The organism is Streptomyces sp. NPDC048590, from assembly GCF_043199535.1.
Classification (GTDB): domain Bacteria; phylum Actinomycetota; class Actinomycetes; order Streptomycetales; family Streptomycetaceae; genus Streptomyces.
The window spans coordinates 38,478-55,805 of the sequence record NZ_JBICWC010000020.1; the positions used below are offsets into that span (position 1 = coordinate 38,478).

General features: G+C 69.3%; 16 protein-coding genes and 1 tRNA gene. 6 read left to right on the forward strand and 11 right to left on the reverse strand.

Features of this window, described 5'->3' with window-relative positions:
- Positions 1-44: 44 nt before the first annotated feature.
- The 4 genes from ACGFNN_RS34375 to ACGFNN_RS34390 are packed head-to-tail and all read left to right on the forward strand — an operon-like array spanning position 45 to position 2,750.
- Positions 45-947 carry a radical SAM protein gene (locus tag ACGFNN_RS34375; protein WP_393561864.1) on the forward strand — a complete coding sequence of 301 codons (903 nt, stop codon included), beginning with the start codon at positions 45-47 and terminating at the stop codon, positions 945-947.
- A complete protein-coding gene (locus ACGFNN_RS34380) occupies positions 940-1,581 on the forward strand; it encodes a hypothetical protein (RefSeq protein ID WP_391774189.1) in 642 nt (213 codons plus the stop codon). The genes ACGFNN_RS34375 and ACGFNN_RS34380 overlap by 8 nt, the downstream gene beginning before the upstream one ends.
- Positions 1,499-2,146, forward strand: a complete 648-nt coding sequence (locus ACGFNN_RS34385) for an SAM-dependent methyltransferase (RefSeq protein ID WP_393561865.1) — start codon at positions 1,499-1,501, stop codon at positions 2,144-2,146. Before ACGFNN_RS34380 ends, ACGFNN_RS34385 begins: the two co-directional genes overlap by 83 nt.
- A gap of 16 nt (positions 2,147-2,162) precedes the next feature.
- Positions 2,163-2,750, forward strand: coding sequence for a class IV adenylate cyclase (locus tag ACGFNN_RS34390; RefSeq protein ID WP_393561866.1), 588 nt, complete (start codon positions 2,163-2,165; stop codon positions 2,748-2,750).
- A gap of 606 nt (positions 2,751-3,356) precedes the next feature.
- Here the strand turns inward: ACGFNN_RS34390 and ACGFNN_RS34395 are convergent.
- The 5 genes from ACGFNN_RS34395 to ACGFNN_RS34415 all read right to left on the reverse strand — a co-directional run bounded on the left by ACGFNN_RS34395 (position 3,357) and on the right by ACGFNN_RS34415 (position 9,042).
- Positions 3,357-5,087, reverse strand: a complete 1,731-nt coding sequence (locus ACGFNN_RS34395) for a relaxase/mobilization nuclease domain-containing protein (protein ID WP_393561867.1) — start codon at positions 5,085-5,087, stop codon at positions 3,357-3,359.
- Positions 5,084-5,500 (reverse strand): MobC family plasmid mobilization relaxosome protein, encoded by a 417-nt coding sequence (locus ACGFNN_RS34400; protein WP_393561868.1) that lies wholly within the window; start codon positions 5,498-5,500, stop codon positions 5,084-5,086. Before ACGFNN_RS34400 ends, ACGFNN_RS34395 begins: the two co-directional genes overlap by 4 nt.
- A gap of 474 nt (positions 5,501-5,974) precedes the next feature.
- A complete protein-coding gene (locus ACGFNN_RS34405; protein WP_393561869.1) occupies positions 5,975-6,847 on the reverse strand; it encodes a DUF2637 domain-containing protein in 873 nt (290 codons plus the stop codon).
- Between the two features lie 417 nt (positions 6,848-7,264).
- A complete protein-coding gene (locus tag ACGFNN_RS34410; RefSeq protein WP_393561870.1) occupies positions 7,265-8,578 on the reverse strand; it encodes a DUF3631 domain-containing protein in 1,314 nt (437 codons plus the stop codon).
- Between the two features lie 233 nt (positions 8,579-8,811).
- Positions 8,812-9,042: a hypothetical protein gene (locus tag ACGFNN_RS34415; RefSeq protein WP_014155037.1), complete on the reverse strand. Its 231-nt coding sequence runs from the start codon at positions 9,040-9,042 to the stop codon at positions 8,812-8,814.
- Between the two features lie 94 nt (positions 9,043-9,136).
- Here ACGFNN_RS34415 and ACGFNN_RS34420 point away from each other — a divergent pair, with 94 nt between their 5' ends.
- Complete coding sequence (locus tag ACGFNN_RS34420) at positions 9,137-9,817, forward strand: helix-turn-helix domain-containing protein (RefSeq protein WP_393561871.1); 681 nt, start codon at positions 9,137-9,139, stop codon at positions 9,815-9,817.
- On the forward strand, positions 9,814-11,427 hold the full coding sequence (gene xerC / locus ACGFNN_RS34425; RefSeq protein ID WP_393561872.1) for a tyrosine recombinase XerC: 1,614 nt from the start codon (positions 9,814-9,816) through the stop codon (positions 11,425-11,427). The genes ACGFNN_RS34420 and xerC overlap by 4 nt, the downstream gene beginning before the upstream one ends.
- A 34-nt stretch (positions 11,428-11,461) precedes the next feature.
- Here xerC and ACGFNN_RS34430 read toward each other — a convergent pair.
- The 6 genes from ACGFNN_RS34430 to ACGFNN_RS34455 all read right to left on the reverse strand — a co-directional run bounded on the left by ACGFNN_RS34430 (position 11,462) and on the right by ACGFNN_RS34455 (position 17,152).
- Positions 11,462-11,535: transfer RNA gene (locus tag ACGFNN_RS34430), tRNA-Lys, on the reverse strand.
- Between the two features lie 90 nt (positions 11,536-11,625).
- On the reverse strand, positions 11,626-13,167 hold the full coding sequence (locus ACGFNN_RS34435; protein WP_393561873.1) for an amino acid permease: 1,542 nt from the start codon (positions 13,165-13,167) through the stop codon (positions 11,626-11,628).
- Between the two features lie 103 nt (positions 13,168-13,270).
- Positions 13,271-15,397 (reverse strand): DEAD/DEAH box helicase, encoded by a 2,127-nt coding sequence (locus ACGFNN_RS34440; protein ID WP_393561874.1) that lies wholly within the window; start codon positions 15,395-15,397, stop codon positions 13,271-13,273.
- A gap of 240 nt (positions 15,398-15,637) precedes the next feature.
- Positions 15,638-16,195, reverse strand: coding sequence for a hypothetical protein (locus tag ACGFNN_RS34445; protein ID WP_393561875.1), 558 nt, complete (start codon positions 16,193-16,195; stop codon positions 15,638-15,640).
- 109 nt (positions 16,196-16,304) lie between these two features.
- Positions 16,305-16,688 (reverse strand): fluoride efflux transporter FluC, encoded by a 384-nt coding sequence (locus ACGFNN_RS34450; protein WP_393561876.1) that lies wholly within the window; start codon positions 16,686-16,688, stop codon positions 16,305-16,307.
- On the reverse strand, positions 16,685-17,152 hold the full coding sequence (locus ACGFNN_RS34455; protein ID WP_393561877.1) for a CrcB family protein: 468 nt from the start codon (positions 17,150-17,152) through the stop codon (positions 16,685-16,687). The genes ACGFNN_RS34450 and ACGFNN_RS34455 overlap by 4 nt, the downstream gene beginning before the upstream one ends.
- Positions 17,153-17,328 lie beyond the last annotated feature (176 nt).

Consider the following 17,328-nt stretch of genomic DNA (forward strand, 5'->3'; position numbering starts at 1 on the left):
CAATATCAGGTCTCCCACCAGGCAAACGCCCGAAGGAGACCCTCGTGATCAGCGAAGTCACCGGGATCCGCAGAATCCGGATGCTGTACTTGCAGCTGCTGTACCGCTGCAACTTCGAATGCCTGCACTGCTTCCACGGCAAGCGGCTCCAGCACGCCGACGCCTTCACCACGGACGAGGCGATCAACCTCCTCACCCTCATGCGCGACCAGTACGGCACCGCGGCTGTCACCCTGCTGGGCGGCGAACCGTTCGTCTACCGGGACCTCGCCCAGGTCGTCCAGTACGCCAAGCGGGATCTGGGCCTGCGGGTCGAGATCTGCACCAATGGCTACCGGATCGAGCGCCGGCTGACCGAGATCGCCCCCGACCTGGACCTGCTCCGGGTATCGCTGGAGGGCATCGGCTCGACCAACGACCACATCCGCAAGTTCGGAAGCTACCGCAGCGCGCTGAGCGCCCTCGAAATCGCCCAGCGGCTCGGTGTCCGCTCCGGGGCCACCATGACGGTCACCTCACGCAACATCGAAGAGGTGCTGCCGCTCGCTCGCGTACTCCAGGGTTACGGCGTGGAGCAGCTGAAACTGCACTGCCTCCGGCCGGTCGGCAACGCGGCCGATCACCCCGAGCTCCTGATCACCGACCCTGCGGCCTACACCCGCCTTCGCGGCCGGCTGGATGCGGCCGACTTGGAGATCGAGGTGATCGTCGACGAGGACCTGTCCGAGGACGGTGCCCCGAAAGCCTGCCTTCCCGACGGGGGCCCCGTCGAGATCGAGCGGATCGAGGCCGACCCCCGCGGCGCGCTCACCATGTCCTGCAAGGCAGTTGGCAAGGACTCGCACGCCTTCTGGTACGACAAGCTGGCCGACCACATCGACCACCGGCCCTCCCCCACCGACGAGCTCACGCTCGCAGTACCAGATGTGGTGTACGCCCGTGTCTGACGGTCCACTGTTCGAGAGCCTCGAAGGGCTCCGCGGCACCGGAAAGTCGACCATAGCCCCGATGCTGGCAGCGGCCCGCCGAGCCGTCCTGGTCCCGACCGTGCCGCTCTTCTACCAGCCGCTGCGCCGGGAGGTGGACCGGCGTGGAAACACCGAGGCCCGGATGTGCTTCTACCTGTCCGCGCTGTTCACCGTGACCGATGAGATCCGGCGCCTCCTGGCCGAGGGCACCTCGGTGGTCGTGGAGAGCTACTTCGCCCGCTGCCTGGCCAACCATCAGGCACTCGGCTCCAGCCTCGGCGTCAGGCTCCCACCCAGCCTGCCCCAGCCCGTGACGTACCAACTGACGTGCGGCAAGGGCGAGCGCGGTCGCCGGCTCGCCGAGCGCATCAAACCGGCCTCCCGCTGGGACGTCCTGGCGGAAGAGGCGGCAGACCGCGTTACCGACGCCTATGCCCAGTTCCCGATGCACCACGTGGACACCACACATCGGGACCCCGACGAGGTCCTTCAGACGATCTTGTCCATCGACACGCAAGGAGCCCGCCACCGTGCAAACGCAGAGCCTGTGGGAGCACACCCTCACGTTTTTCCCCCAGTTCCTCGCCGCGCTGAAGGAGCGTGCCGCTCCTGACGCCACGGTCATGGTCGTGGGGGCGAGCGACGGTAAGTTCGTCCTGCCCCTGGCCGCGGCCGGCTACCAGGTGGTCGCGGTAGAGCACGACCCGCTCGCTCTGCATGGTGGCGAGGTCATCCTCCCGGGTGACAACCGGGCCCACGCGATGGGCCTCGTCGAACGCCTCAAGCTCGAATCCCTCCACGACCACGTGCAGATCGTGGAAGAGGACTTCCTCCAATGGGAGCCTTCGGCCACGCCCTGCGATGCCATCTGGACGAGCTGCTCCTGGCATTACAGTGCCAACCATCATCGCCCGCTCGCCGATTTCGTCACCCGCATGCAGTCCTCCGTCACCCAGAGCGGCCTGTACGGCGCGGAGTTCATGATGCCCATCACCCAGCGCCAGCACCTGATCGAGCACTACACGTCCCCCGAGAAGCTCAGGCGCCACTTCATCGGCGACTGGGACGTCCTGCTGACCCTGCGCACGAACGAGTTCGCCGAACGAGCCCACATCGGCCAGCTCCAGGACCACACCCACCGGATGGGCCTGCTCCTCGCGGCCCGCACCCCCTCCTAGTACGAAGGACGAACCCGTGAAGCACGAGTACGAGGCCAAGTTCCTCGCCATCGACGTCACCGGCCTCCAGAACCAGCTGACCGCCCTGGGCGCCACTCAAGCGTTCCCGCGTACCCTCCTGACTCGCAAGATCTTCGAGAACGACGCACTCGAAGGAGGCGCTTGGGTGCGGCTGCGGGACGAGGGCACCCGATCGACGCTCACGCTCAAGCAGGTCACCGACGCCACCACGATCAACGGCACCACCGAGATCGAGACCGAGGTGACGGATCTGCACGCCATGGCGGAGATCCTGCGCAGCCTCGGCATGCGTGAGGTGCGGTACCAGGAGAACTACCGCGAGGAATGGCGCCTCGGCGAGGTCGCCTTCGACTTCGACACCTGGCCGGACCTCCCCACCTTCGTCGAGATCGAGGGCCCCGACGAGGCATCGGTCCGCCAGGCAGCCGCCCTGCTCAACCTCGACTACTCCGAGGCACGCTTCGGCAGCGTCGATGAGATCTACAAGAGCGAGTCCGGCCGGGACATCCTGGCCGAACCCACCCTCCTCTTCGCCGACGCCGACAAGCGGGCTCCGGACAGGGCAGCTGTCCCGAGCGAGTGATCTTGAGGACCGAGCTGTGTTGATAGAACTGGCCGTGGCACCACGGGTCATACCCGGCATCGCCGAGTTCGCGCGCGGCGGTCTCCCCGCCGCAGCAGACACTGACGACGGCAATACATGGACAGACGGCTTCTGCTGGCTCTACTGCGGCCAGCGATGGACCCGCGTTCTATGGATCGGCCCGGTCAGTGTCGCCGGCGCGCAGGCAGCCATGTTCGCCTGCGGCCCGTGCATCCGCGTTTTGCAGGAACAGGTCTGGCAATCCCTTCTCCTTCACGATGAACCGGCTCGTCAGACCCCGGTGAGCACGGCCCCCGCGCCCGAGCGACCTGGTGGACGACGTGTCGGAAGGCATCGGGCGCGGGGCGGCCTGTTCAGTCGTGGATGAGGCCGTCGGAGCCAGCGAGCCTGTGCCGCCGCTTCGCAGTGCTGTCGGGACGGCGCTCTCCGGTGGCTGGGCCGGTCACCAGGTGTGGTGACCGGCCCAGCCGTCGTTACGCACGCGCATCAGCGGGGTTGGCTGGCTCCAGGCTGGGTGGCGATGAGTACGGCGGGGCATGGCCTCTATTGCTGACCGGTCTCTATGGATCTGGCTCTCCTCAACGGTTAGCGGCGAGGTCGGCTCGGCTGGCTCGTGGGGGCAGTTGTCGCGCGCGGCTGGGTGCTGGGGGACGGCGCGCTGAAGGCTGCCGCCGTGCTGCTTCGTAGGCGGGCTGCTTCGGCGCAGCGGTTGGGTGCGGGGTTGCGGCTGGTGTGCTGAATGCGGGTGATCAGGACGCGGGCGGGCCTGTGGGCGGTGCCGAGCTCACGGCGGGCAGCGGCTTCCTTGAGGAGTTGGTGGGGTTTGTGGCCGCCGGCTTCGGCATCGGCGAGGACCGTGGCGAGCGCGGGCCAGCCGGGGTCGGAAAGGATCCGCTCGGCGTGTTCGGGGACAGCTGCCCGTACGTCGTTGGCCAGGATGCGACGGGTCTCCTCCTTGGAGGGCCGGGCTGCCAGTTCGGTGAGCGTCGGACTGAGCGCGTCGTCGGCCGCTGACTGCAGGTGCTGAACGGTTTGGCGGGCGGCGTCGGCCTGGTGGGCGTGCCCCTTGGCCTCGTGCCAGCGTGCAGCGAGGATGGCGGCCCAGAGGAGTGCGGCGGTCAGGGCGGCGAGGGCGCTACCGTCGGGCCAGGTGGCAGTGTTGACGATGTCGCGGGCCGCAGACCGCAGGGCGTGGGCGGCGCGGTCTTCGGCTCGGACCTGTGACCGCTGGGCACGGGCGAAGGCCCGGCTGGCCGCATGTAGTTGCGCACGGATATCTGCGGGGGCGTTCTGGGCGGTGGCTTCGATGAGTTCGCCCAGGGCGGTGATGTGTGCCTGCGCTCGTGCGTCCCCACCGTCGTCGGCGCTTGTTCCGGTGATCTCTATGTGGAGGGTGTCGAGGGCTTCGGTGGCCTGGTGCCAGGCGGTGGCGGGTCGGTTGCGCCGGGCGGTGGGGTGTTCCTCGGGGGTGATGGTCTCCAGGCGGGCCTTCAGCTTGGGCAGGGACAGGTCGGGGGCGACCTTCCCGCCGGGGTGGTAGATCTGCTCGCCGTCCTTGTTCAGGTCGCCGGGACGGCCTACGGCATAGCCGAGGAGATCTCCGGAGGGGCCGCGGCGGCGCTTGACGAGGATTTCGCCGGCTTCGAGGTAGGCGAGGAGTTCCTCGGTGGTGGTGGCGTGGGGGATGGCGGCGCGGATGCGGTCCTGGAGCCATTCTCGGCTGGTCTGCTCCCAGCCGAGGCGATTGGCTTTGTGCATCTCGGCCTGGGTGGGGCGGCGGGCCGCGGTGCGGTCGCCCTTCTTCAGTTGCCGTAGCCCGTAGTCCTTCTCAATCTGGCGGCAGGTGTCGCCGACGCGGATGCCGCTGTCGTGGAGTTTGGGGCGTCGGCCGTCTTCGCGGACGGTGGTCGCGAGGATGTGAATGTGGTCATCCGCGTGGCGTACGGCGATCCAGCGGCAGGCCAGATCGTCGCCTTCGGGGGCGATGCCGGCTGCCTGCACGATGCGCTGGGCGATCTCGCCCCACTCGGTGTCGGAGAGGTAGCGGTCTTCGGGCGCGGCACGGACGGGACAGTGCCAGACGTGGTCGGTGACAGGGTTGCCGAACTCGCTGTTGCGCAGGCGTACGGGCTCGTCGAGGTGGTGGCCGAGTTCGGTCAGCGTGGCGTGTTCGTCGCGGCCGGGGTCCGGCATGCCGAGCATGGCGAAGGCGGCGATGAGGTGCGGGTCGAGGTGTTCGTCGTGTCGGCCGGGACCGTAGAGGTAGGCGAGCAGACCACGGGTGTTGGACCCGGCCGGTTTGATGGCTGCGATCACGCTGACTGATTCTCCCTCGGGTCTGTGGGCTGACGCAGGGCCTCGGCGATCAGGGTGAGCAGGCGGTGGAGTTCGTCGAGGCGCTGGCGAATGTCAGGCGGGGTGAGGTCGCTGTTGAGCGCGCGGGCGATCTGATTGACGTTGCTACCGATGCGGTTGAGGGCGCGCATGACCTGGGCACGGAACATGTGGGTGCGGCGTCGGTCCTCGGACAGGGGGAGGTTCGCGGTGAATCGGCCGTCGACGAAGGCGAGGACAACGTCGGCGGCGAAGCCGGATGCGCCCTTGTAGCCGTGCTCGGCAGCGGCCTCCTGCAGGCTGGTGCGCTCGTCGTCGGTGAAGCGCAAGGGTCCGACGCGCTCAAGGCGCGCGTCGCCGGTGAACCGGCGAATCGTTGGCTGGACTCGCTGCACAGAGGGTTCGCCGACGACGGGGTCAGCAGGCGTCGGGCGGAGGATCGCTTGCTGGGCGGCGTGAAGCCTGTCCGGGTCGGGTCCGCCCCCGGCCCCAGCTCCCTGGTTCGGCGCCCCCTGGCGCTGGGCCGTCTCCGCCACCCCCGGGGCGGAAACCCCCGAAGACCGGCCTTGAGTCGGACTCGGGGTACTACTGGCTCCGCCAGGAGCCGTCCGTCCGAACGCCTGCCGCAGACGTTCCGTCAGCGTAGGCGGCTTCGTTGGCGGTATCGGCTCCTTAGCGTGGTGCGGGTCATGCGTCACGTGCGGGTCTCCAGGTAGAGGCGAGAGGGCAGATGGGCTTTCGGGACGGTCCGTGAGTTGTGGGTGGTCACACGAATCTGTCCGCAGTTATGGATGAGTGAGCGGCGCGCGGGTCGGTGCACCGCTTGGCCGGGTGACCGGAACGGGTTCCGGTCACCCGGTATGTGCTGGTCAGCCGCTGGCCGGCCCGCTTTCGGCGGAGGCTTTGAGTTCCTTCCGGAGGACGCCCATCACCTCAGTCAGCCGCTCACTGGAAATCGGAAGGCCCTTGTCCTCGACTGCCTTCCGGACGGTGGCCCGGGTGAGTTTTCCCTGCTCGGTACCGGCAGTCCTGCCGATCTCCACGAGTTCCCTAAGCGGGGCACCTGGCGGACGCCCGCCTCGGGGCTTGATCTCCGGAACCTCCGCAGGAAGTTCCGGAGACCCATCGGACGCGTCGACCCGTTGCTCCGTAACGGGGTCGGGTTGTGCTGCCTCCGCTGGCATTCCGGCGGACGGGAGATGTGCAGCGACCGACGCCCTCACCACCTGCCCGGAACCCGCGGGCGAGGGCCGCTCTACGAGCTGGTGGACCTGTCGCATCAGTACGGCGAAGGCCACCATCGCGGCTGCCGGGGGAACCGCCGCCACCACGTAGTCGAGAAACGGGGTATCGCCGGTATCGCGCGTGCCGCTCACCCCAGCAACGTTCAGCGCTATGGAGCCGATCGATCCGATTACGGTCACAGCGATGGCCCATCGGTCGGTGACCCGACGCAGGCCCGCGCGGAGCATGAGCAGCTCGCCCGCGACGATGAACGCGTCCAGGGTGGCGGGCCACGCCCAGCGGCGGACCGGTGAACCTCCCAGCCCGTGCTGCCCGGCGACGTCGGCCAAGTGCGCGTAGGAAAGACAGAACGCTCCGGCGGTCAGGGCGACGATGACGATGCCGGCTGCGAGAAGCGCGTAGCGCTCGGCATCGCCCCGGGGCGATGTCTGCCGTCCTTCGCCCGTCTGGCCGTCCGACGGCTGATGATGCGGGGGCGAAATGGGAGGAGTGGGCAAGCGGGTGCTCCTGAGGTCGTGGTGTGTGCGTCTTTGGCGTCTTAGCCGTTGCAAGTGCAGGTCAGGGCGGTACGGCAGCAGCTCCGGCTATCCGTCTCGGCGGCGCAGCCAGCGTCAGCTATGCCTCAACAGGGCTCAGGCAGTTCGCCGCGCCTGAGCCCGGTCCGGAGTGGCCGCCACCCGAGCAGGGGACGGCGGCCTTGCGTCTTCCGTCTCACCGACCATGGCCGTGACCTGCACTGATACGGCATGGACGCGAGAGACGGGGCAAGACGGATCCGGACAGCGTCTGGGGCGGCTACGCCGGTGGTCGTGATCGCGTTGCCGTCTTGGCCCCGGTCGCCGTCTCGGCCGCAGGCCGTTTGACCTGCGAGATCACGGCAGGGACGGCAGGGACGGCAACCAAGGCGGCGGGCCTCAGCCCCTGCCGGGGGCGGGGCTGGTCTCGACGGGGTGGACGGTGGGGCAGTACCTCCGCCAGCTGTCGAGGAACTTGTTGCGCGTGTAGCCCTTGCGCTGCGTTCCGTCGGCCATCCGGACGTTGCCCGGCCTGATGTCGAAGTCCCGCAGCAGCCTGCCTAGATCACGGGCGTTCAGCCCGCCGCGACCCCACTCCGCCCACGGGCCTTCGGGGTCCTGGCGCAAGTGGTGGAGGAGGTCTTCGGTGGACAGGCTGTCCACCTCGCGCTGGGCGGCGAAGATCCGACGGATGTCGGCAAGGATCCGTGCGCCACCGGGGTGGTCCTCCTCGGTTGCCACTTCGGCGGCGACCATCCGCGCGCATGCCACTCGGGCCCGGCGCGGCCAGGGACCCCCGGCCAGCTCGGCGACGATCACCAAGGGCTCCCAGGTGTCGGCGGCGCGGTCTTCGACCGGCATATCCGGCTCCAGGTTTGCTGCTTCCTCCAGAAGCGGCCTGGCCCACGCGTTGATCCGGTCACGCAGGTCGTGCAGGGCCGGGATGTCACGGCGGGAGCGGAAGGGCTTCACCTTCTCCCCTTCCGCCCGCCGACGCATCCGGATCACGACCGACCGGTCCATGACCGTGTCGGGCAGGTCGCCGATCCCTGCGATGGCCGCCATGGCGAAGGTGGCGAATTTGTGTGGGGTGTGGTCGTTACCGACGACCCGCGTCACGTAACGCCCTCGCTGATGACCGGCGTTGAGCAGGCCACGCGTTTCTTCGTTCCGCTCCGCCTGCTTCGGCGTACCGAAGATGGTGTCCGCCTCGTCCACCAGAAGCGTCGGCGGCTCCTCCTCGGTGATCGAGCGGAAGATCGCCGCAGGCGTGGTGTTGATCGTCAGCATCGGCTCGTGGACCGTCTCGGTCAGCACGTCCAGGAGCCGCGACTTGCCGCACCGTTTAGCCGGCCCCACCACCGCCAGGCGCGGCGCGTGCTGCCACGCGGGCTGGAGGTGCGTGGCTACCACCCACAACGTGATTGCATCCAGCGCCTCCGCTGACGGCGGGATCACGAACTGGGCTATCTGGGCATGCAGTGCATCCAGCAGCGCGGCGCCCTGCGTCGACTCCGCATCAGGCATGTTCTCCAGCCCGCTCGACGCTTGCGCCTCAGCAGCGCCAGGCGCGGGCGCATCGCCGGTCAAGCTCGGAGCGGCGTCGTCAGGCTGCGCGGCGGACAGATGGGCACCAGGCCGACCAGGGATTGCGGTGGGGGGCCAGCTCGCCTTGGCGGGCTCGGAATAGCCTTTGGGGTTCTCGGGTTCCACTGGGCAGCTCCTCGTCTGGCGGTGGCGGGCTTGCCCGCCCATTCCGCCGGGTCGGTTCTCATCGGATCGCTGGGGAGTTATGGGGCCTCCGGCGTTGCACCGCCGGGGGCTCTCCCCCTTCCCGCAGGCACTGGGGTACCGCGAGGGAACACGGACAGTACGGTCACGCCCGTCCACAGTCCAGCGTTTCTGTGTCAGCTCAGCGCAGAACCCTTTGCTACGCTTCCGGCCGCTCATGCGGCCAGGCCCAAAAGGATCAGCAGATCCGCGGTCACGACCCGATAGGCATTGCCCAGCCGCAGGACCTTGCACGGGTACGCGCCGCGCTTCGCCAGTTCGTACCCCTTGCTCCGCCCGAGCCCCAGGGCACGGTTGCTGGTTTCCAGGTCAACGGCCACGGGCAGGGCAAGCAGGTCCTCACGACTCATCCCCTTCGGCGACCCCTCTGTGCTGTTTTCGCGCATGCGCCATCCCATTCGGTACAGCCGTCGGCGAACGTGGTCATCACGTCCGGCTCCAGGCGTCTACCAATCAGGATCCACAAGCTAATGTGTCCACATGACACAACGCCGTGTGGATGATGATGCGGACGACTTCCCGGAGTGGGTGGACCGGGTCCAGGCGAACGTGGCCGGCGAAGTCCGCCGCAGACGAAAGGAGATGGGGTGGAGCGCGCAGGAGCTGGCCGACCGGTGCGAGCAGCTCGGGCACCCGATACCGCGCAACGTGATCGCCAACATGGAGTCCGGCCGCCGGGCCGGCCTGCCGCTGGTGGACGTCCTGGTCCTAGCCGCTGCCCTGGAGACGTACCCGGCCTGCCTCATCTTCCCAGTCGGCTACGTCGACCAGACCCAGGAACTCCCTTTCGAGCGGCTCGTGCCGACTTGGGACGCCCTGCGACGCTTCACCGGCGAGCAGGAAGTGCTGGGGCACGATGCCGGCCTAGTGCCCGACTTCGAGGCGCACGCCAGCCTCGTAGGGACGGCCCTGGCTGCACTCGACGAAGAAGAGCAGGCACGCTTCGCGGCCAGGACGGCAACGAGCCGCGCCCAGCAGGAAGAGGCCGAACGCAGACGGACCGCGTACGCCGACCAGGTCGTCTCGGCCAAGTACAAGCTCCGGTACCTCCGTCGCGAGCTCCGCGAAGACGGAGCCATTCCACCCGATCTCCCGCCCGCACTCCACGACGTCGACCCGCCCGAATGGGACCCCGAAACCACAACGGAGGAACGCCCTTGAAGGGATCCACCCACCGCCGCTGCTACTGCCGAGACGCCGAGACCGGCAAGCCGCTCGGCAAGAAGTGCCCCAAGCTCGCCAGCCGCAAGCATGGCTCCTACTCCATACGCCAGGAGCTCCCGCCCCGAGCCGACGGAACCCGCCGCTCCTTCAACCGCGCCGGCTACGAGACGTTGAAGGCCGCGCAAAGCGATCTGGACCACGTACGGGCCCTCATCGCCATCGCGGACTCGGACGATGATCACGACCTAGACCGGATCGCGGAGTTGCTCGAACAGGTCGCCGATGAGAAAGCTCCCCTGCCCGACATCGAGGACACCCGCAGGCGGTTCAGGGCGGGCTTGGACCTGATCGGACGGCGCACGGTGGGTGAGTGGCTCGATCAGTGGCTTGCTGCGAAGAAGTCACGGAAGACGACACTCAACGGGTACGCCTCTCACATCCGCGTCCACCTGAAGCCCCGCATCGGCCATGTCCGCCTCGACCGTCTCAACGTCGGCCACCTGGTGGAGATGTACGACGGCATAGCCGACGCCAACGAGGTGATCCAGGCGGAGAACCTCGAACGGCGCGAGCAGATCGCCAGGTGCAAGCCCAGCAGGCCGGGCCGTCCCGTCTCAGCCGAACGAGCCCTGCTCGCCCTCGAACGGGCAAAGCTCGCCGAGATGAAGCCGTTCCGGAAGATCACCGGGCCCGCTACGCAGCAGAGCGTCCGGCGCACACTGCGAGCTGCCCTGAACGCGGCAATAGCCCAGCAGTACATCACCTTCAACCCGGCCTCCCACGTCGAGCTGGAGTCCGGCAAGCGCCCGAAGCCGCTCCTCTGGACTGCGCAGCGAGTGGAGCGCTGGCGCGCCACGGGTGAGCTGCCTTCGCCGGTGATGGTCTGGACGCCGTCGCAGTTCGGAACGTTCCTGGACGCAGCCGAATCCGACCGGCTCTATGTGCTCTTCCACCTCGTGGGTACCCGCGGTCTTCGTAGGGGCGAGGCCGTCGGCCAGAACTGGACGGACGTCGACCTGGACGCCGGCCTCATCACGCCGGCCAAGGAGATCGTGGTCGACGGCTGGGATCCGTACGAATCCGCCCCCAAGACAGACGGCAGCGCCGGGACGATCGCCCTGGACAGCGTCAACGTCGCTCTCCTGCGAGAGCACCACAAGGCCATGCTGGTAGCCCGGGAGAAGTGGGACACCGCGTGGAAGGAGACCGGCAAGGTCTTCACTCGCGAGGACGGATCCTGGCTGCACCCGGAGATGGTCTCCGAGACGTTCCGGCGCATTCTCGCCACCACGGATCTGCCGCCCATCACCCTGCGCGATCTACGCCACGTTGCGGCCACCCTCACCCATGGCGGGGGCGGCGATCTGCACACGATCAAGGAGACGCTGCGTCACTCCACGATCACGTTGACCTCTGACACCTACACGAGCCTGCTACCAGAGGTCGACAAGGCTGCCGCAGAAGCCGCCGCCGCTCTGGTGCCCCGTGCCCGTAAAGCCCCCTTCGTAGCACCTGCTGTCGGGCCGTCCGCTCACGCATCGCTCACGCAAGAGGCCGGGAAAGACGAAGCGCCCCGACCAGCCGAAGCCGATCGAGGCGCTAAGTAGCAGGTCAGAAGGGGTACCCCTTCCCTGCGGTCGGTAGGCCGTGTGGGACTCGAACCCACAACCAACGGATTAAAAGTCCGCTGCTCTGACCAATTGAGCTAACGGCCCCTGATGGATCACCCACGAGCATAGCCCCACCGGGCCCGGCAGCCGATCGGGTATCGGGTGCCGGGCCCTGTCGCGCCCGAAGGGAGCGGTTCAGCCGGTGGTCTCGTCGGAGGCCGCCGCCTTCTGGAGGGGGACGGCGGGCTTCAGGAACCAGTGCCGTGCGGAGACGAACCACCAGACGGCGGCGAAGCCCAGGACCACCAGGACGGCCAGCGGGGCGTAGTTGAAGCTCTCCCAGGTGACCGGGGAGACCTGGGGCAGCATGAAGAGCACCGTGATCACCCCGACCCAGACCACGGCGACGACACCGATCGGCCTCGACCACCGGCCCAGGTGCCACGGGCCACGCACGAAGTCGTCACCGCGGACCAGCCTGAGCAGGGTGGGGATGACATAGGCGATGTAGAGGCCGATGACCGCGATGGACGTCACCGCCGCGTACGCGGTCACATTGATCAGGTACGGCAGCCCGAGGGCCAGCGCCCCGAGAGCCGCCAGCCAGACAGCAGCGACGGGGGTACGGGTCCTCGGGCTGACCGTGTGCCAGAGACGGGAGAAGGGCAGTGCCCCGTCACGCGAGAAGGCGTAGATCATGCGGCTGTTGGCGGTCACCGAGGCCATCCCGCAGAAGAGCTGGGCCCCGATGACGACGAGCAGCAGGAGCTTTCCCGTGGTGGCGCCGAGCGCGTCGAGGAGGATCTGCGCGGGCGGGGCACCGGTCGGGGAGTTCAGGGCGCCGTCGTAGGACCGGATGGCGAAGGTGAAGCCCAGCAGCAGCACGAAGCCGGCGATCCAGGAGGTCCAGATGGACCGCACGATGCCCCGTGGTCCGGCCACCGCCGCGTCATGGGTCTCCTCGGTCATATGGGCGGATGCGTCGTAGCCGGTGAAGGTGTACTGCGCCATCAGCAGGCCGATCAGCACGACGTAGAAGCCGCTGCCCCAGCCGGTGTTGTTCACGAACTCCGTGAAGACGAACGACGCCGACCGGTGGGAGTCCGGTACGAAGGTCAGCGCGCCCACGATGACGGCGACACCGCCCACGTGCCACCACACGCTGACGTTGTTGAGGAAGGCGACGATGCCGACCCCGAAGGTGTTCAGCAGGCCGTGCAGCACCAGGATCGCTGCGAAGAGCAGGATCGTCCGGCCAGGTGTGACCTCGAAGCCGAACTGCAGGTTCAGGTACGCCCCGAGGAAGGACGCCGCACCGAAGTCGATCCCCGCGGTCACCGCGACCTGGCCGAGCACGTTGAACCACCCCGCGAACCAGGCCCACGCCGCGGCCGAACGCGGTGGCGCGAGGCGGTGGGCCCAGAAGTAGAGGCCGGCGGAGGTCGGGTACGCCGAACAGATCTCGGCCATCGCCAGTCCGACGAACAGCGTCATCAGGCCGACGCCGACCCAGCCCCAGGTGATGACCGCGGGACCGCCGGTGTTCATGCCGAACAGGTACAGCGTCAGACAGCCGGAGAGCACCGAGATGATCGTGAACGAGACGGCGTAGTTGGAGAAGGCCGACATCCGGCGGGCGAGGACCTGGGTATAGCCGAGTTCGGCCAGCCGTTCCTCGTCCGCCGTGGGCACGGGAGCGTCGGGCGGAGGCGCCGCCACTGCTTCGTCGTTTGTCATGCCCCCAGCGATGCCCTCACCGGACACCCGGAAACACCTCGGGGCCCGTACGGCACCGAAGTGCTGTACGGGCCCCGAGGGACACTCAGAGGCTCAGCCCGACTCAGCCGTTGCGCTTCCAGCGCGGCTTGTCGTCACGGCGGCCGAAGGTGCCGGTCCCCGTGCCGGAACCACCGCGGTGGTCGTCACGGCGGCCGTGCGGGCGGTCGCCGCCACCGGAGCGGAAGCCGCCCGAGGGACGGTCGTCACGACGGTCGCGGTTGAACGGACGGTCGCTGCCACCGGAGCGGAAGCCACCGGAGGGACGGTCGTCACGACGGTCGCGGTTGAACGACGGACGCTCGTCACGACGCTCGAAGGAACGCCCACCACGGTCGTCACGACGGTCACCACCGGAGCGGAAACCACCCGACGGACGGTCGTCACGACGGTCGCGGTTGAACGACGGACGGTCATCACGACGCTCGAAGGAACGCCCACCACGGTCGTCACGACGGTCACCACCGGAGCGGAAACCACCCGACGGACGGTCGTCACGACGGTCGCGGTTGAACGACGGACGCTCGTCACGACGCTCGAAGGAACGCCCACCACGGTCGTCACGACGGTCACCACCGGAGCGGAAACCACCGCGGTCGTTGTTACCGCGGTAACCGCCGCGGTCGTCACGGCGCTGGAAGTTGCCGCGGTCGTCACGACGGTCGTCCCGCGCGTCCGGCTGCTCCGGGACGGACACGGCGGCCACGAGCGCGGCCTCGGCCTCGGCGGCCACCTCGGCCACCGCCGCCTCCGGGTCGTCGCCCCGCTCGCGGGCGGCACGGGCGACCAGACGGTCGGCCTCCTCGCGCAGCTCGACGGCGCGGCGCTGGACGCGCTCCAGCTGCTTGGTGAGGTCGGCCGCCTCGCGCTCGGCCTGCTTGGCCGCGTTGTTCGCGGAATCGGCCTGGACCTCGGTCAGCGAACGGGCACCGGTGATCTCGGCGACCTCGGGCTCGAAGACACCCGCGCCCTGCACGATGTGGCGCGAGGCGTCGACGCCCGCGTCCTCCATCAGACGGAAGATCTGGCGGCGCTGGTGCGGGAGCGCCAGCGACACGACGACACCGGAGCGGCCGGCACGGGCGGTACGGCCCGAACGGTGCAGGTAGTCCTTGTGGTCGCCGGCCGGGTCCACGTTCAGCACCAGGTCGATGCCGTCGACGTGGATGCCTCGGGCGGCGACGTCGGTGGCGACCAGGGCGTTGACGTAGCCCTTCTTGAAGTCCTCGAGGACGCGGGTGCGCGCACCCTGCGTCATGCCGCCGTGCAGCGCGTCGGCCTTCACGCCGGACTCGATGAGCTGCTCGGCGATGCGGTCCGCGCCCAGCTGGGTGCGGACGAAGATGATCGTGCGGCCCTTGCGGGCGGCGATCGCGGCCGTGACGGGCGCCTTGTCCTTCGGCTTCACGACGAGGACGTGGTGCGACATGGTCGTCACGTTGCCCTGGGCGCTGTCGACCTCGTGGGTGACCGGGTTGCTCAGGTAGCGCTTGACGAGGGTGCCGATCTCGTTCTCCATGGTCGCGGAGAAGAGCATGCGCTGGCCGCCACCGGGGATCTGGTCGAGCAGCTCGGTGACCTCGGGCAGGAAGCCCAGGTCCGACATCTGGTCGGCCTCGTCGAGGACCGCGACCTGGACGTTCTCCAGGGAGCAGGCGCCACGGTTGATGATGTCGCGCAGCCGGCCCGGGGTGGCGACGAGGACGTCGACACCGCGCTCCAGTGCGTAGATCTGGTTGCCCATCGACGTACCGCCGCAGACGACCTTCATCTTCAGGCCGAGCACGTCGCCGTAGGGCTGCAGCGCGTCCGCGACCTGCATCGCGAGCTCACGGGTCGGGGTGAGGATGACCGCGCGGGGCTTCTTCTTCTCCGTGTGACCGCCGGCCAGGGCGGCCAGGGTCGGCAGACCGAAGGAGAGCGTCTTGCCGGAGCCGGTGCGGCCACGGCCCAGGATGTCCTTGCCGGCCAGGGCGTCCGGGATGGTCGCGGCCTGGATCGGGAAGGGGGTGGTCACACCGTTCTGCGCCAGCTTGCGGACGATGCCCTCGGGCAGGCCCAGGTCGCCGAAGGTGATGGTCGGCTCTGCGTCTGCGGCCTCGGTGACCTCGGCCTCGGCGGCCGTGACCTCGGCCTCGGCGGCCTCCACGACCTCGATGAGCTCGACGTCGTTCTCGGTGTTCTCAGGCATGACGGTGTGGTCAGAACTGGAAATTGACATGCGAAATGCGAAACCTTCCGGAGTCTCGGCACGCGCCCGTAACTCCGTGATTTCGCAATGTCGACCGCCTCAATGCGGTCCAGCCACGGCAAGGGAGAGTACGCGCCACACGGCGCTCTTCTGTGTCGGCGCCGGGCAATGGGATCAAACGATCTACTACCATACGCACCCTCCCCCACTTCTTGCAAACCGGGTCCACCGCGACCTGGCTCACACCGGCGCCACCTGCGGTGACACCCGCGGTGTCGGCCACACCCCGGCCCGCCCCGGCGCGCCCGCCGCGTCGTTCCGGAACTGCGCCGCGGGCGAGGCGGAGGGCGGCTCCGGCGGCTGGGAGGGCTCAGGCTCCGAGGAGGGCGCGGGCGGCTCCTCGGAGACAGCGGGGGGCGGCGGCTCGCCGGGCCCGGGCGCGCTGGGCTCCGGAGTGTGAGGAGGGCCGGCCAGGGTCGGCTGCGGGGTACCCGGCCCGGCGGGCGCGGGACGCGCGTCCTCGGCCCCGGCGGACGGGGTGCGCCCCGAGGCCTTCGCGTCCGGCCTGCGGGAGCCCTCCCGCTCGGACTGCGCCTCGGCCCGGCCACCGCCGGAGCCGGACCGGCCGCCACCGGAGTCCGGCGCCCCGTCGGACCGGGCCGGTACGCCCTTCTCGTCCGCGGAACGCGCGGGGGAGGGCTTCTCCGTGTCGTCGCCGACACTCACACAGCCTGTGGCGGCCGCGATCGTCAGCGCGGTGACGGCGGCCCAGCGGACACGGGCGGACAACTGGCGCACGGGGTGGCACCTCCGGGGAGGGGGACGGGAGAGCGATGTGTCCAACTCCCACGGACCCACCGGAGACACGCCCGGACACAACACCCGCACACCCGTCCGCCGCCGCGGCTCACCCGCCGACGCCCCCGGGACCGGCTGTCAGCTCCACGCCCAGGAACACCGCACCGAGCCCCACCAGCAGGGACACCAGCACATTGGCCACCGCGAGGAAGGCGCGGCCGGTCTCGGCCAGCCGCAGGGTCTCGTACGAGAACGTCGAGTACGTGGTGAGGGCCCCGCACAGCCCGGTGCCCAGCAGGGCGTGCAGCGGCCCGGAGAGCGAGACCCCCGTCAGCACCCCGAGCAGCAGGCTGCCCACCGCGTTCGCGGTGAGGGTCCCCCAGGGGAAGACATAGGCCACCCCCCTCCCCTGCCGGGCCTGAACCGCACGGTCCGTCAGATAGCGCAGCGGCGCCCCGACGGCTCCCCCGCAGACCACCAGAAGCCATGTCACGCCGTACGCCCTCCGCTCCCCGTGCTCCGGTCCAGCAGGGCCCGAGTCACCACGGCGGCCGCCCACACCGCCGCGATCGCCGCGAGCGTCGTCGCCACCACGTACGCCAGTGCCACCGCGACCTCCTGACGCACCAGCAGGGCGAAGACACCGGTGGCGTACGTCGAGAAGGTGGTGAAGCCGCCGAGCACACCCACGCCGAGGAAGGGCCGCACCAGCGGGTTGGTCACCCGGCCCCGCTCGACGGTCAGCACCATCAGTGCGCCGATCAGGGCGCAGCCGGTCACGTTGACCGCGAACACCGTCCACGGGAAGCCGCCGTCGCGGTCCGGCCGGAGCACCAGGGCCCCGTAACGCGCGAGCGCCCCGAGCGCGCCACCGGCCGCGACCGCGGCCAGCACCCTCCCCTGCGGGGCCGTGGGCGGGCCGGGCTCCGGCAGCTCCTCGGGTGTCCGCCCGCTCATCCGTGGGCCTGTCCGTGCGGGCTCTCGCCGCTCTCAGGGCGGTGGGCGGTCCCGCGGACCGCGTCGTCACCGAACATCACTCACCGCACCGTCCACAGGGCCACCAGCACCGACCGAGCCTAACGGCAGGGCGGCGAGGCTTCCGAGCGGTGCCGCCGTGCCGCGCGCGGGCTCCG

Excerpts from the sequence above, each read along its gene's own strand:
- ACGFNN_RS34440 (WP_393561874.1), bottom strand. The coding sequence starts at position 15,397 with ATGCCTGAGAACACCGAGAACGACGTCGAGCTCATCGAGGTCGTGGAG.
- ACGFNN_RS34435 (WP_393561873.1), bottom strand. The coding sequence starts at position 13,167 with ATGACAAACGACGAAGCAGTGGCGGCGCCTCCGCCCGACGCTCCCGTG.
- ACGFNN_RS34415 (WP_014155037.1), bottom strand. The coding sequence starts at position 9,042 with ATGCGCGAAAACAGCACAGAGGGGTCGCCGAAGGGGATGAGTCGTGAG.
- ACGFNN_RS34420 (WP_393561871.1), top strand. The coding sequence starts at position 9,137 with ATGACACAACGCCGTGTGGATGATGATGCGGACGACTTCCCGGAGTGG.
- ACGFNN_RS34455 (WP_393561877.1), bottom strand. The coding sequence starts at position 17,152 with ATGAGCGGGCGGACACCCGAGGAGCTGCCGGAGCCCGGCCCGCCCACG.